Origin of the sequence: Variovorax sp. OAS795 (assembly GCF_040546685.1) — a bacterium.
Lineage (GTDB): Bacteria > Pseudomonadota > Gammaproteobacteria > Burkholderiales > Burkholderiaceae_C > Variovorax.
The window spans coordinates 338207-352103 of sequence record NZ_JBEPOH010000002.1 but is presented as its reverse complement, the minus strand read 5'-3'; the positions used below and the strand labels follow the sequence as shown (position 1 = coordinate 352103).

Here is a 13897-nt window from a genome sequence, read left to right as displayed (position 1 = left end):
TGTCGATGTGGTTTCGCTTGTTCCAGCCGGCCGCTTACCAGGACACCCGCACGCCGGCCTGTCCCGCGAAGCCGTCGCGCCCGCCGCCGCCCAGCGCGCGCTGGTACTGCAGCCCGCCGTACAGGTAAGTGGACTTGGACAGCGGCAGCTGCGCGCCCAGGCCCAGCTCGGCCCAGGTCTTCTTGCCCCACTGCTCGCGCACGGGGGTGCCGCCCACGGTCACGGTCTCGGGGTCGAGGAACTCGTGGACCAGGTTGGCCGTGACGTAGAAGGTGTTGGTGCGCGTGAGCTTGTCGGCGCGCTCGGCCTTGTCGTTCCAGGCCAGGCGTGCCCCGAGGCGCGCGCGCAGGCTCTGGCTGGTGAAGCCGTCCACGGCCGAGACGCGGTCGGCAAAGCCGCGGTAGCGCGTGGCCTGGTAGGTCAGCTGGGCCTGCGGCTCGATGAGCCACTGGCTGTCGCCGATCTGCCAGGGCCGACCGACCTCCGCGCTCAGGCCCAGGCCCGCGCCGCGCTGGGTGGCCTTGTCGGCGTACTTGTCGGTGTACTGGTTGCGCGCCAGGTGCAGCTGGCCGACCAGGTCCAGGTAGCTGCCGTTGTCGGCGTAGCGCGTGTGGTAGGCGCCCAGGGTGAGCATCTCGGCCTTCATGCGGCCGGTGTAGGCGCCCATGCCGGCGGCCTCGCGGCGGCGGTCGCTGAACTCGGCGCCGGCGTTGCCGTAGCCCAGGCTCAGGCCGGTGTGGCTGCGCGACTTGTCGCCGGCCTCGCCGCTGTAGCGCACCATCAGGTCCTTGCCGACCTGGAAGAATTTCTGGTTCTGCGCAAAGCCGAACTGGTTCTGCCCGTCGACGTTCAGGCGGCTGGCCTGCACGCGGCCCCAGGCCTGGTCGCCGGGGGCGGCGTCACCGCAGCCGCAGTGGTCCCACTTGAGGCTCTGCTGCTCGCCCACGCGCTTGTGCAGGCTGCCCAGGAGGCTCAGGCCGAGTTCGGCGCTGGCCATGGGGCCCATGGCGTAGCCGGCGACCGCGGGGCGCAGCACCTCGGGCGGGCGCACGGGGATGGGGGCAGGCGCAGGCACGGGGGCGGCGGCAGGGGCCGGCGCGGGTGCAGGGGCCGGGCTCGCGCCGGGGGCCGGTGCAGGCGCTGGCGCGGGGGCCGGTGCAGGTGCAGGTGCCGGGGCCGGTGCCGGGGCAGGCACCGGCGTGTTGTAGGTGCTGCTCAGATAGAAGCTGTTGGCGTCGCCATCGGTGCGCCCGCCGCGGTGCAGGCCGTACTCGTAGGCGCCGGCCTGCACGGGGGCGGCCAGGGTGAAGTTGCCGTCGCTGGAGCTGCCGCTGACCTGCACCACCTGGATGCCGTTGACGGTGGCCGCGCCGGCGCCGCCCACGTTGGTGACGAACACGCGGGTGGTGCCGCTGGTGTTGCCGTTGACCACGAGCTTGTCGGTGGCGCTGGCATCGCCGCCCAGCGAGGTGTTCAGCCGCACGATGCCGTTGGTGCCGGCGTAGTTGCCGTACAGGCTCAGCACGTTGCCGGGGGTGGCGGTGCGCAGGTCGATCTGGCCGGCGTTGTGCACGTCGCCATTGATCGTGAAGGCCGGCTGGCCCATGAAGACGCTGCTGGTGGGCTGGATCACGAGGCCCATGGGGTTGCCGCTGCCGTCCACGCCGGCGCCCACGGTGAGGGGGTTGCCGGCCAGGGTGAGGCGGGTGTCGTCCAGGACGAGGGTTTCCCAGTTGCGCAGGGTGTCGCCGCCGGCGGTGACGGTGAGGCCCTTGAGGGTGAGGGTGTCGACCCAGCCGTCGGCCGCTAAGACGTCGTCGCCGCCGTCCAGGATCTGGCTGGCGTCGTAGCCGGCGGCGGAGACGAGGGCGGTGTCGGAGCCGTTCTGGCCGTAGAAGCCGCCCGCGAGGGTGCCGCCGGTCCAGGTGAAGCGGTCGTTGCCGTCGCTGGCGCTGGCGAGCTTGTCGTCGCCATAAATATTGCCGGTGTAGCTGCCGCCGGTGAGGGTGAAGCTGTCGTGGCCCAGGCCCAGGATGGCGTCGCCGGTGACGGTGCCGGCGGTGGTGACGGTGGCGTTGCCGCCGAGGGTGTCGGTGCCGGTGCGGGCAGGGTCGCCGTCGCGGATGGCGATACCGGACAACGATCCGTCAAGCGTGGCGCCCGCGCCGATGGTGATGGTGCCGCCGCCTGCGGCCGCGGTGTGGATGCCGGCGGCCAGGCCAGCGCCGCTCTTGACGGAGCCGCCGGTGAGGCTGACCTGGTAGGTGCCGCTTGGGCTCCAGGCCCACAGGCCGTCCGAGTCGGTACCCGTGGCCGTGACGCTGCCGCCACTCATCTGGACCGAAGCCACGCCGGTGCGACCGACATAGGCGGCCACACCCGACGCAGAGGCGCCAGAGGTGGAGACGCTGCCGCCACTCACTGTTGCGGTGGCTGCGGCGGTGCTGTTGCCACTGCTCGTGCGCGCCAGGATGCCATAGCCGACGTCGCCGGTGGTCGTGATGTCGCCGCCGGTCAGGGTGGCGTTGGAAGCGCCCAGGCCCAGGTTCTCGCTGAAAAGGCCGAAGCCGCCCGGGCCCGCGGTCTGGAGCGTGCCGCCGTTCATGGCGGCGGTTGTGGTCGCCGTGCTGGCCAGGTTGCTGATTTCCGCATTGACACCGAAGGCGAAGGCGCCGGTGGTGCTGACGGCGCCGCCGTTCAACACGGCGTTGGCCGCGCCCAGCCCGGCATTGAGGGCGTAGACACCATAGCCCCGCAGGCCCGAGGTCGCGAGCGTGCCATCGTCCATGGTGGCGCTGGCGGTTGCCGTGCTGGCAGGGTTGGTGATCTCGGCAAAGAGGCCCTTCGCGAGGAAGCCGGCCGTGGTGAGGCTGCCACCGGTCATCGCCGCCATCGCATCGCCCAGGCCCTGGTTGAGGGCATGGATGCCCTGGCTGGTAGAGCCCCCGGTCGAGATCGCACCGCCGCTGTTGAGCGCCGAAGCCGTGGCGACGCTGGCGGGGTTGGAAACCTCGGCGCGGAGGGCGTCGGCGCTCGTGCCGGTGGTGGTAGCGGCGCCTGCCGTCAGCGTCGCATTGGCTGCCCCGAGGCCCTGGTTCAGGGCGTAGATGCCGTGGCTCGAACCGCCGGCCGTGACGACGTCGCCGCCATCATTGGTGGCCGTCGCCGTTGCGGTGCTGGCCGCATTGGAAACCTGCGCCACCAGCGCGCTGCTGGAGGCGCCCGCCGTGGTGATGCCGCCGCTCGAAGTTGCCACCGCATCGCCCATGCCCTGGTTCAGGCTGTACATGCCCAGGGCGTTGTCGCCGGCCGTGGTGATCGTGCCGACATTGCCGACCTGGGTGTTGGTGGTGGTGACCGTGGCGGTGCTCGCGGCATTGCCGATCACGGCCCAGACACCGGTGGCGTCCTGCCCCGTGGTGGATATGGTCCCGCCCTCGTTCAGGATGCTCACGGCGCCCAGGCTGTTGGTGCTGCCGACCACGCCATAGCTGGAGTTGCCAGAAGTCGACACGCTGGCACCGCTCACCACCACGTCCACCGTTCCCGTTCCGGCGCCGGGAAAAACGAGCGACGAGGCATTGATGCCCGCGGCACCCACGCCGGTGGTGGTCACGGTCGAGGTGCCCGAAACGGTGACCTGGACATCGCCGACGCCATAGGTTTGCGCAGCAAGGCCCCCGCCGCCCGTGCCCGACGTGGTGACCTGGCCGGCACTCATCGTGAGGGTGGCGTCCGCCGCGCTGCTCTTGTTGTTGACCGTGGCGAATGCGCCGTAGCCGCTCAAGCCCGTCGTATCGATCGTTCCACCGGTGATCTGGATGTCTGCATTGCCCAGGCCATTGTTGACGGCTGAAATGCCTGAGGCCGACGTGCCGGCGGTGCTGATGGCGCCGCCCGACATGAGGGCCGTGGCCGCCGATGGGCTGGCCACGTTGGCCACCTCCGCCCTGACGCCCTCGGCGTTGCTGCCCAGCGTGGTGACGGTGCCGCCCGTCAGGCTCGCATTGGCCGCGCCCATTCCCTGGTTGAGGGCATGGACGCCGTAGCTGTTTAGGCCCGCCGTGCTGATGACGCCGCCATTGGTGGCGGTCGCAGTGCCGGTGCTGGCGGCATTGACAACCCACGCAACGAGCCCGCTGCTGCCACTGCCCGTGGTGCTGATCCCGCGGGTGGCGGTCGAGGTGGCCACGGCATCGCCCAGGCCTCTGTTGAAACTCAGCACGCCCGGGGCGCCGAATCCCGCCGTGCTGATCAGGGCGTTGTCCGAGACGGTGGTGGTAACCGTCGCCGTGCTCGCCGTGTTGCCGATGATGCTCCACACGCCTGTCGCGCTGCCGCCCTTGGTCGTGATGGTGCTCCCTACGCCCACCGAGACGTCGACAGAGCCAAGGCCGTCATTCTGCACGTACAAGCCGATGCTGTCTAAAGTACCGGTCGTCGCCACGGTGCTATTGGTCATCCCAATGCCGACCGACCCCGTCCCCAAGGCGTTTCTTCCCCAGGCGCGAATACCGAATCCACTTTGGCCGGCCGTGGAAATGCTGCCGCCCGACATGGTGACCTGGGTGTCACCGAGGCCGAGGTTTTCGGCGAAGAGGCCGTAGCCGTTGAGGGTCGTCGTGGTGATCTGACCGCCGCTCATGGCGATGGTGGCGTCCGCTGTGCTGCTCGTGTTCGTGACGTTGGCGTACGCGCCATACGATCCGGATTTCGTCGTGGTGATCGTGCCGCCGGTCATCTGGATCTCGGCATTGCCCAGGCCGTTGTTTTCGGCCCTGAGCCCGGCGGCGTTGTTGCCAGCCGTATTGATCGTGCCGCCCGCCATCGAGACGCTTGCCGTGCCGGTATTCGCTGCATTGCTGATAACGCTATACAGCCCATAGCCGAAGGCTCCGCCGTTGCTGATCGTGCCGCTGCCGAGCGTTGTAACGGCGTCGCCCGCAGTGCCTGCGTTGTTCGCAACGATGGAGTAGAACGAGGTTCCGCCAATCAACGTGATCGTGCCGAAGCTCAGGGCGTTGACGGTCACGGTGTTGGTGTTCGTCGCGGACGACACCACTTGCACGACGGAGCCCAATCCCGAGCCCGATGCGGTGATCCCCGCATTGTTCAGGTTCAGCGTCAGGCCATCGGAGTTGGCGTAGCTGATGCCCGCGGGATAGGCCCCGGCAGCGCAGTTGATGGTGTCGGCGCCCACGGCCTCCGCCCCGCACTCGTTGGCCGCCCAGGCGAACGGCGACGCCCCCAGTCCAGCCGTGGCCACGAGGGCCGCAGCAAGTGACATGCGCGATGAAGATTTCTTGCCGCGCACCGAGCCAAGCTCGCTGGCCGCTACCCATGAGCCCAGTGCCTCGTTGTAGACACTGCGATAAGAGGTGTTCATTTGTCTGACCTTGCCGAAAAGAAAAGAGGAGCCCGGGAGCAAGGCATAGACGAGAACTTTTCGGCTATTCGCTGCTGTGGCCGGCGCACTGGATGTGCAATGGGCCGGAGGCTATTGGCAATGTCGAGTAATACAAAGGCACTAGGTCACACATTTGTTCACTGTCTTTTCACCGTTGTTTTTGCGGCGGCCAAGCAGTGAAAAGTGCGCAACAGGAGCCCATTCCCGACACATTTCGGTCAACTTTATGAACACTTCTTTACCAAACCCAGTCGTTTGACAATGCATGACAGTTGCCAACGCATTTGTTAACAATTGGCGGGCTCGGCCGCCGGAGAGTCCCCTGGGCGCTATGGAGACTGGCGAGGTGGGCCGCCGCTCATCGACACGGCGACGAGCTGATAGCCCTGCCCGTAGATGGCACGCAGCACAAAGCCGTTTTCATTGGAGAGGGCCAGCTTCTTGCGCACCTTGGTGGCGCAGACGTCGACCGTGCGCTGGCTCTCCAGCCTGCGCCGGTTGGGCCACAGCGCATCGAGCAGCCAGTCGCGGCTCAGCACGCGGCCCACGTTGCGGAACAGCTCGAGTGCAAAGGCCAGTTCGAGCGGCGAGAGGCGGATTTCGCGGCCCCGGTGCAGCACGGTGGTGCTGTCGGGAATGAAGCGGTAGTCGCCCCAGGTGGTTTCACCTGCGCGCCGCGGGGCACGCGAAGGCACGGTTCTTCGGTGCAGCAGCGCCTGGATGCGCCAGCCCAGTTCATGAACCCGCGTGTGCCCGGCCTCGAAGCAGATGATGTCGTCCCACGGTGTTTCTTCAGCGCCTGGGGGCGGCAGTTGCGGCCAATCGTTGTTGTCGACGACCAGGAGCGTCGGCATGCAAAGCTTCTTGCAGACCTCGGCCATGCTTTCTTGCATGGCCGGGTCGTCCAGTGTGAGCAGCAGCAGGTCGAAGCGCTGGCCGATGCAGAAAGCCACCAGCAGGTCGGCCGGGTTGCCGTAGCCCGTGGCCTCGTGCCCAAGCGTGGCCAGCATGTCTTGCAAGGCGGTTCGGCGCTCCTTGCGGGTGTCGAGAAGCGCTACCGCCACGCAATGTTCAGAACCGGCCATGGGGGTGTGGGTTGCGCAATGAAGGGGCGGTCAGTCTAGAAACATAAAGTTCTCGTCGCCATCAATCTGACGATGTATTGCAATCCGGACGTAGACAATGGTTCTAGTTTCCATCCGTCCAGAGACTTTGTTCACAACTTTGTCACTATTTGAGTCTGCATTGTCATAATATGAACTGGACTGGGACGGGGGAGAAAATGAGACTACAGCCGCCATTGACGGGGCCTGTGTTCCGCTGATCAGACAAGTGGCAGACCCCGATGAAAGAGGAGGCGAAATGAGAATTGCGTTGCTCGAAGACGACCCCGCCCAAGCCGACCTGATGCGCTCGGTGATCAGGGCCATGGGGCACGACTGCCAGGCCTACGACAGCGGACGCGAGTTCCTGCGGATCCTGCGGCGCGAAAGCTTCGACATGCTGGTGCTCGACTGGAGCGTGCCCGACCTGTCGGGCCTCGAAGTCCTCCACTGGGTTCGCAGCCACGAGGAGAACCGCGTGCCGGTGCTCTTTGTGACCAACCGCGCCGACGAGCGCGACATGATCCAGGTGATGGATGCCGGCGCCGACGACTACATGTCCAAGCCCTACACCATTCCCTCGATGCTCTGCCGCATCCATGCGCTGCTGCGGCGCGCCTATCCGTGCGCGCGCAAGGAGGGCAAGGCAGTGTTCGGTGCGTACGAGTTCGACCTGTGCCTGCGCAGCGTGCTGGTGAACGGCCGGCCGGTCGACCTGACGCTCAAGGAGTTTCATCTGGCGCACCTGCTGCTTTCGAACGAAGGCCGGCTGCTTTCGCGCCAGCACATGATCGACCTAGTGTGGAACACCGGCGCGGGGGTGAACTCTCGCACCCTCGACACCCACATCTCGCAGGTGCGCAACAAGCTCAACCTGCGGCCGGAAAACGGCTACCGGCTGATGTCCGTCTACAGCATGGGCTATCGGCTGGAGTCGACCACCAGGGCCACCCCGCCCGAAGCGCATTCCCAGGAACCGGCGATCGCCTGAGTGCCGCCTGGCGCCCGGGATCGCATACCGCGGGGGCGATCGGAATGACCATCAGGCTTGCTGCGCGCGCATGGGCCGAGTGCCGCGCGTTGTTTGCGGCCGGGGCAAGGGGCCGCGCAATGCGGGCCAGCGTTGCGGGCGCCCTGCTGCTGGAGATTCTGGTTGGCGCGCTCGGCTACCAGAATGGCCTCGGCGCCTTCGATGGGCTCTTCAACGACTGCGTGGCCTTGCTGGCGGTGCGTGCGCCTTCCAGCGCGCCGCCGGCCAACGCCACGCCGCTGCAGAACGCCTTCTTCAATGCGCTGGCCACGGCCGCCGGCCTTTGTGCGCTGCTCTTGTGGGGCCGGCGCGTCAGGTCGCTGGTGGTGGTGCTGGGGGCCATGGCGCTGGTGCTTGCTGCCGCCGCGGCGCTCCAGCTCGGCTTCGGCTTGCGGATGGGGCCGGTGGCCGCGCTGGCGGGGCTTGCGCTGTGCTACCCCTGGTGGATCCTGTACCGGCAAGAAGCCCGGTTGCGCCACCTGGGCGACGAGTTCGCACGCATGGCGGCAGACCCGCAAGCGCTGCCACGCGCCCTGGCACCGTGGCGCACCGAGAATTCGGCCGATGCGCGGATGCTGTCGCTCTCGATGGCCGCGGAGAACCTGCGTTCGCTGTACGAGGTGCTCGACACGAATCTGCAGAGCCTGCCGGACGCGGTGGTGGTCACCGACGCGCGCGGCAACGTCACGCAAGCCAACCGCGCCGCAGCGAGCAGGTTCGGCCTGGCCGATGCCGACGAGATGAACGGCCGCCGCTTCGAGCCGCTGCTGCGGGAGTTCCTAAGTGCGCGAGGCGCCACGCTGGCCCTGCCGCCGCTGGAAGGCGAGCATGCGCAGCGCGGCCGCTTCGAGCTGGAAACCGCGCTGGACTCGGGCTGCGACCTGCTCGTGAAAGGCTGCCCGAGGTTTGCGCCCCACGGCGGATTTGCCGGGTGGACCTTTTCCATTGTGGACATTGGTTCCGTGCGCGAGGTGCAACGCAAGCGCGAGGAGGCGCTTGCCTTCATCTCGCACGACATCCGGGCGCCGCAGTCTTCGATACTTGCCATGATCGAGCTCCAGCGCTCCGGAGTGAAAGACGCGCCCGAGGCATCGGAGCTGTTGCCGCGCATCGAGCTGCTCGCGCAACATTCGCTCAAGCTGGCCGAAGACTTCCTGTCGATGGCCCGGGCGGAGTCGCGCAGCGACGAACTCGAGCCTTTCGACCTGCGGGACGTGGTCGACGAGGCCGTCGACCAACTGTGGGCCAAGGCCAAGGCCCGGCAGATGGCCCTGCATGTCGAACTGCCCCGCGAGCCCTGCGTGCTTGCGATCGACCGTGCACTGCTGATCCGCGCCGTGTCCAATCTCATCGACAACGCGGTGAAGTTCAGTCCGCGCCAGACGGCCATTCACGTTGCTTGCGAATCGCTGGGCGATGCCTACCGGATATCGGTGCGGGACCAGGGCCCCGGCATCCCCGACGGCCAGGCCGGGCTGATCTTCGAGAAGTTCAAGCGGCTGGGCAAATCGGGCGCGAGCCAGGCTGACGGCATGGGGCTGGGCCTGGCTTTTGTCGCGGCGGTGGCCGAGCGCCACGGCGGGCATGTGTGCGTGGAGAGCGCAGAAGGCGGCGGCGCCACTTTTTCGATCACGCTGCCTGCCTGCTAGGTGTGCATTTATCACGGCAGGCATGCCCGAATGTCAGCAACTGCCTTCGTATTTGTCATGCATTGTCAAACGACTAGGCGTTGTGCAAAGGCATTCCTAAAGTCCTTCCCTTCGTGCTTCTGCGAACGGCTTGTTCTGCGAACGAAAGCCACAAAGGGAAAGACAAGGACATGCCGTGTGCCCCGTGGAGCCTGCGCTCTACCCATCCTGCCTATGCGCGGCTCCTGATCTCGTTGATGGAGAGCAAGGGCTTCCGCGCGGCGCACCTGTTCGCCGGTGAGGAAGCCCTTGCCGCCAAGGTGTCGAGCAGCTCCGAACTGCTGTCTTACAGCGAGATTCGTACCCTGATCGAACGCGCGCTGCGCCTCACCGGCAATCCGGCACTCGGACTGGAGCTGGGCGGGCTGGAAGCGTCCAATACCTACGGATGGCTCGGCCAGGCCCTCATGTGCAGCAGCAACGTGCGCCACGCGCTGCTTGTGCTGCATCGCTTCGGCAAGCTCAGGACAGGCTCTTTTCACTTCAGCTTCGAAAGCACCGAAGCGTGCGGCGTGCTCAGTGTCTCGGAGCTTCATCCGCTTGGCAGCGCCGGGGTGTTCCTCTTCGAATCGGCCGCCATGAGCCTTGTCAACCTGTTGCGCGAACTGACGTTCAAGCCGTTGCTCGGGCTTTGGGTATCGTTTCCGTTTCCCAAGCCCGCGTGGGAAAGCCGCTACCGGTCGCTGGGCGTGGACGAGGTATTTTTCAGCAGCCGCGAGCTGCAGATCGGCATCCCCCACCCCCTGCTCGATACCGCTTGCCTCATGGCCAATGAAGCAGCCTTTGCGCGCGCCGAACGCGCCTGCGAGGAGGCCATGGTCCAGCGCAGCCAGGGCATGCTCACGCGGCAAATCAAGGTCATGCTGCGCAGCTGGCCGGGCCGCTACCCCACGCTCGAAGAAGTTGCCGCAGCGCGCATGGTTTCGGCGCGAACCCTCATTCGCAAGCTCAAGTGCGAGGGCACCACCTACCAGGAGCTGCTCGACGACGCGCGCAAGAGCATGTCGATCTGGTTGCTGCAGAACACCCCCGACTCCATCGATTCGGTCGCCGCAAGGATGGGCTTCTCGAATCCGAGCAACTTCGGCAGGAGCTTCAAGCGCTGGTTCGGATTCACCCCGGGCGGTGTGAGGCGCAACACACCGCCGCTGGGGTTGCCGCCTATGGATTCGCCGCTCTATAGCGAGACGGGGCTGGTGCGCGACTAGGCCACCACTTGCCGCTGGCAAGCGTCAATGGCTCGCCGCCTTGAACAGCCGCTCGTGCATCCATCCGTCGTTGGTCAGCACCAGCACCGCCTTGTCGGCAGCGTCGTCCTTCAGGTCGCGCGCGAGCTTGGGGAACACAGCCTGGACGGCTGGCAATGCGGCCCACTTCGCCGGGGCGTCGATCTTGTAGCGGTAGTTCACCTGCGAGACCTGGGTGCCGAACAGGGTGGCGGGATCGGTGAAGTTGGCGATGGACACCACCTTGTATTTGCCGGCACAAAAACCGTCCCAGTTCGCGAGATTGGCTCCCGCTCCCTTGACGAGTTGTTTTCGGCCCGCCTCGGTGAGCGCGTATTCGAAGCCGGGGATCAGCCGGTTCGATCCCGGGAACTGCGGCACCTCCGCACCTTTGCGCGTGAGCAGGCCGGCTTCGACCAGCGCGTCGGCCCTCAGCCTTTGGTCCTTGCCGAATCCATCGGCCTGCTCGACCTTGAACGGCATCTCCTTGTCGGGCAGCGGAACGCACGCGCCGGGCGTGGTGTCGAGGTAGGCCTGGATGGCGGCCTGGAAGTTGGACTTGTTCGCGTCCCTGCTGCCACTGCAGCCGGCAAGCAGGAACGCCGCGACGGCGACGACTGAGTATCGGTTCATGAAGGCCCCTGCTGTCAGGGCCGGGGCATGTCGAGAAATTCGAAGACCTCGATACCGCCGCCGTTCGCAAGGTGCGGATGGCCGTCGGTCAATGCCACGGCCTGGGCCAAGCTCCGGGCCTGCACGACCGAATAGCCGGTGACCTTGCTCGACTCGGCTTTGCCGAGCAGCTGGGCGCCGGGCGCGAGCGGCGCGCCGCCGTCGACCATTGCGTGGCCGAGCTTGCCGAAGTAGGCCATCCACGCCGCCATCACGGCCTTCGAGGCTTCTTCGCCTTGCGCGGGGTTGCCACCCGAATAGAGGTAGAGGTACCTGTTCATCTTTCCGTCTCCCTTGGAATCAAGCGCGCCGCCTGGTTTTTAGCGGGCGCGAACAGGCGCGACTCTAGGGCCCGGCGCGGCGCCGGCAGCGATGTGCCGTTTTCTTTTTCCAAGGTCCGTGATGAACAGCACGGACTTGTGCGCGCGAGCGCGCGCGGCCTGCTTCAGAAGCTCGGCGAAACCGCGTCCGGCGGCTTGCCGGCGAGCACCCTTTGCTGTTCCGCGAAGATGTCGCCGATGTAGGTGAGGAGCCCCATGCCGCCGGGTGTTGCGTCCGCGGCGCGCGCGTCTTCGGGGGCGGCCTCGGCTTCCATCTGGGTGGTCACGGCCTGCGCAAGCTCGAGGGGTTGGCGTCCCTGCTGGCAGGCCACCGCGGCAAGGCCGAGTGCCGCGAGCGCTGCTGCTTGGAATGTCCGGTTGAAGTCCATGGCGACTCCTTGGGGTTGGACAGTGAAAAACCTGAATGCGGCACCACCGCGGCTGCGCGCGTGCGGCGCCTCGAAGACTCCTGTCATGCAAGCGGAGCTGCGATCTCCGCCATGCCATCCCGCTTTCTACCGTGCGGTAGAAATCCAGATCGACCTTTATTGAAGGCCTCGTGCCGTGGGAGAAGCGTCGCATGTGCGGGCGCTCCTCACCGAAAGCCGGAGGGCAGCGTACTCCCGGCGCGCGGCGTCCACAATTGAACTTAAGGCATAGAGAGATGTAAATGTTTTCAAGCGATGGGGCGCATGCCAACACAACTCGAAATTCATCATTAACGACGGCCACACTTCGACCGTCAGCAGTGCGCATCCGGCCTCGCGCACCGTCGCATCGCGCTGCATTCGGAGGATGTGTCAGCAGCCTTCGACGGCGACCAGGTAGTCGACTGCGGCGGGTTGCCGCAGCGCCAGCAGCGGCGCGTACTCGGGCGAGGCGAACCAGTCGCGGATGTGCTGCATCGACGGAAACTCGATCAGCACCATGCGGCTGGGCTTCCAGTCGCCTTCGAGCACTTCGAGCGCGCCGCCGCGCACCACGAACCGACCGCCGAATTTCTGGATGACGGGCAAGACCTGCGCCTTGTACTTGTCATAGGTCTCGTGGTCGTGGATCTCGGTCTGCGCGATGAGGTAGGCAGTCATGGCGGTCTCCTGGTGTGCCGGCCATCATGCGGATGCCCGGCACGCGAAGCAATACCCTGCCGATGCGATCAGGCCTCCAGCGCTTCGAGCGGGCCGAAGAACTCGTAGCGCAGCTGCTGCTTGGGCACGCCGAGCGCCAGGCCGTTGGCATACACGGACTTCATGAAAGGCTTGGGGCCGAGAAAGTAGAGATCGACGTCGCGGTCCGCAGGCAGCTGTTGCGCGAGCAGCTCGCGGGTGACAAAGCCGGTGGCATGCGGGCGGTCGGCATCGCGCGGCGCGTCGTACACATAGATTGGCTTCACGTTGGCATGCGTGGCCGCCAACGCATCGACGCGCGCGCGGAACGCGTGGGCGCCGCCATGCCGCGCCGCATGGATGAAGTGCACCGGCCGGCCGGTGTGCGCCACCGACTCCAGCATGCTCATGGCCGGCGTGATGCCGACGCCGCCGGTCACCAGCACCAGCGGACGCGCGCTTTTGCCGGTGGCGGTGGGCTGCAGCACGAAGTCGCCGCAAGGCGCCTGCACCTTCAGCAGCGTGCCGACGGTTGCGGCCTGGTGCAGCCAGTTCGATGCCTTGCCGCCCTCTTCCTTCTTCACGCTGATGCGGTACCAGGCCTTGCCCGGCGCGTCGGACAGCGAGTAGTTGCGCCGCAGCGGTTCGCCGTCGATCTCCAGCACCAGCGTGAGGTACTGGCCGGGCGAGAACGCGAGCAGCGGGCCGCCGTCCGTCGGCTCCAGGTAGAACGAGGTGATGACTTCGCTCTCGTCTTCGCGCCGCGCCACGCGAAACTCGCGCTCGCCGCGCCAGCCGCCCGGCTGCGCGGCGTTGGTGCGGTAGACCTCTTCTTCCGCCGCAATCAGCAGTGCCGCGAGCGACTGGTAGGCCTCGCCCCACGCCGCGATGATCTCGTCGGTGGCCGCATCGCCGAGCACGTCCTTGATGGCGCGCAGCAGGCAGGCGCCGACCACCGGATAGTGCTCGGGTTGCACACCGAGCGCGGCGTGCTTCTGGATGATGCGCGGCAGTGCGCCCGCAATTTCCTCGAGCCGGTCGATGTAGGTCGCATAGGCCAGCACCGCGCCCGCGAGTGCGCGCGCCTGGCTGCCGGCGGCCTGGTGCGCCTCGTTGAAGAACGCCTTCACCTCCGGATGGTTCTCGAACATGATCCGGTAGAAGTGGCTGGTGATGGCCTCGCCGTGCGCCTGGAGCGCGGGCACGGTGGCTTTGACGATGGCGATGGTCTGCGGGTTCATGGGGGACCTGGGGTGAAAGTGGAGGACGCTCTTTCCTCTCACGAACCGTGCCAGTCGCCCGGTGCTTGCCAAGTGCCCGTGAATGCTGGGGTTTTCTATCGTGT

10 protein-coding genes are annotated in these 13897 nt (G+C 66.7%); 3 read left to right on the top strand and 7 right to left on the bottom strand.

The window, feature by feature from the left end; translation table 11 throughout:
• Window positions 1-34: 34 nt before the first annotated feature.
• Both ABID97_RS27145 and ABID97_RS27140 read right to left on the bottom strand, forming a co-directional pair.
• Window positions 35-5386: an autotransporter outer membrane beta-barrel domain-containing protein gene (locus ABID97_RS27145; RefSeq protein WP_354402393.1), complete on the bottom strand. Its 5352-nt coding sequence runs from the start codon at window positions 5384-5386 to the stop codon at window positions 35-37.
• A 350-nt stretch (window positions 5387-5736) separates the two neighbouring features.
• Entirely contained in the window at window positions 5737-6492 is a 756-nt protein-coding gene (locus ABID97_RS27140) for a winged helix-turn-helix domain-containing protein (protein ID WP_354402392.1), read from the bottom strand.
• Window positions 6493-6769: 277 nt separating this feature from the next.
• Between ABID97_RS27140 and ABID97_RS27135 the strand changes: the two genes are divergently transcribed.
• The 3 genes from ABID97_RS27135 (at window position 6770) to ABID97_RS27125 (ending at window position 10436) form a co-directional block, all read left to right on the top strand.
• Window positions 6770-7501 carry a response regulator transcription factor gene (locus ABID97_RS27135; RefSeq protein ID WP_354402390.1) on the top strand — a complete coding sequence of 244 codons (732 nt, stop codon included), beginning with the start codon at window positions 6770-6772 and terminating at the stop codon, window positions 7499-7501.
• A 119-nt stretch (window positions 7502-7620) separates the two neighbouring features.
• A complete protein-coding gene (locus tag ABID97_RS27130; protein ID WP_354402388.1) occupies window positions 7621-9189 on the top strand; it encodes a sensor histidine kinase in 1569 nt (522 codons plus the stop codon).
• A gap of 170 nt (window positions 9190-9359) precedes the next feature.
• Window positions 9360-10436: an AraC family transcriptional regulator gene (locus ABID97_RS27125; RefSeq protein WP_354402387.1), complete on the top strand. Its 1077-nt coding sequence runs from the start codon at window positions 9360-9362 to the stop codon at window positions 10434-10436.
• Window positions 10437-10460: 24 nt separating this feature from the next.
• On the opposite strand, the gene ABID97_RS27120 is transcribed toward ABID97_RS27125, so the two are convergent.
• The 5 genes from ABID97_RS27120 to hmpA all read right to left on the bottom strand — a co-directional run bounded on the left by ABID97_RS27120 (window position 10461) and on the right by hmpA (window position 13793).
• Complete coding sequence (locus ABID97_RS27120; protein WP_354402385.1) at window positions 10461-11087, bottom strand: SEN1982 family lipoprotein; 627 nt, start codon at window positions 11085-11087, stop codon at window positions 10461-10463.
• Window positions 11088-11101: 14 nt separating this feature from the next.
• Complete coding sequence (locus tag ABID97_RS27115) at window positions 11102-11407, bottom strand: YciI family protein (protein ID WP_354402384.1); 306 nt, start codon at window positions 11405-11407, stop codon at window positions 11102-11104.
• A 164-nt stretch (window positions 11408-11571) separates the two neighbouring features.
• The gene (locus tag ABID97_RS27110) at window positions 11572-11835 is read right to left on the bottom strand and encodes a hypothetical protein (RefSeq protein WP_354402383.1); all 264 of its coding nucleotides are present in this window, start codon (window positions 11833-11835) and stop codon (window positions 11572-11574) included.
• Window positions 11836-12246: 411 nt separating this feature from the next.
• The gene (locus ABID97_RS27105) at window positions 12247-12534 is read right to left on the bottom strand and encodes a DUF1330 domain-containing protein (protein ID WP_354402381.1); all 288 of its coding nucleotides are present in this window, start codon (window positions 12532-12534) and stop codon (window positions 12247-12249) included.
• Between the two features lie 68 nt (window positions 12535-12602).
• On the bottom strand, window positions 12603-13793 hold the full coding sequence (gene hmpA, locus ABID97_RS27100) for an NO-inducible flavohemoprotein (RefSeq protein WP_354402380.1): 1191 nt from the start codon (window positions 13791-13793) through the stop codon (window positions 12603-12605).
• Window positions 13794-13897: the final 104 nt, after the last annotated feature.

Bases quoted from the DNA above. Each gene is read 5' to 3' on its own strand.
- ABID97_RS27110 (WP_354402383.1), bottom strand. From the start codon at position 11,835: ATGGACTTCAACCGGACATTCCAAGCAGCAGCGCTCGCGGCACTCGGC.
- ABID97_RS27130 (WP_354402388.1), top strand. From the start codon at position 7,621: ATGCGGGCCAGCGTTGCGGGCGCCCTGCTGCTGGAGATTCTGGTTGGC.
- hmpA (WP_354402380.1), bottom strand. From the start codon at position 13,793: ATGAACCCGCAGACCATCGCCATCGTCAAAGCCACCGTGCCCGCGCTC.
- ABID97_RS27135 (WP_354402390.1), top strand. From the start codon at position 6,770: ATGAGAATTGCGTTGCTCGAAGACGACCCCGCCCAAGCCGACCTGATG.
- ABID97_RS27105 (WP_354402381.1), bottom strand. From the start codon at position 12,534: ATGACTGCCTACCTCATCGCGCAGACCGAGATCCACGACCACGAGACC.
- ABID97_RS27120 (WP_354402385.1), bottom strand. From the start codon at position 11,087: ATGAACCGATACTCAGTCGTCGCCGTCGCGGCGTTCCTGCTTGCCGGC.
- ABID97_RS27145 (WP_354402393.1), bottom strand. From the start codon at position 5,386: ATGAACACCTCTTATCGCAGTGTCTACAACGAGGCACTGGGCTCATGG.
- ABID97_RS27115 (WP_354402384.1), bottom strand. From the start codon at position 11,407: ATGAACAGGTACCTCTACCTCTATTCGGGTGGCAACCCCGCGCAAGGC.
- ABID97_RS27125 (WP_354402387.1), top strand. From the start codon at position 9,360: ATGCCGTGTGCCCCGTGGAGCCTGCGCTCTACCCATCCTGCCTATGCG.
- ABID97_RS27140 (WP_354402392.1), bottom strand. From the start codon at position 6,492: ATGGCCGGTTCTGAACATTGCGTGGCGGTAGCGCTTCTCGACACCCGC.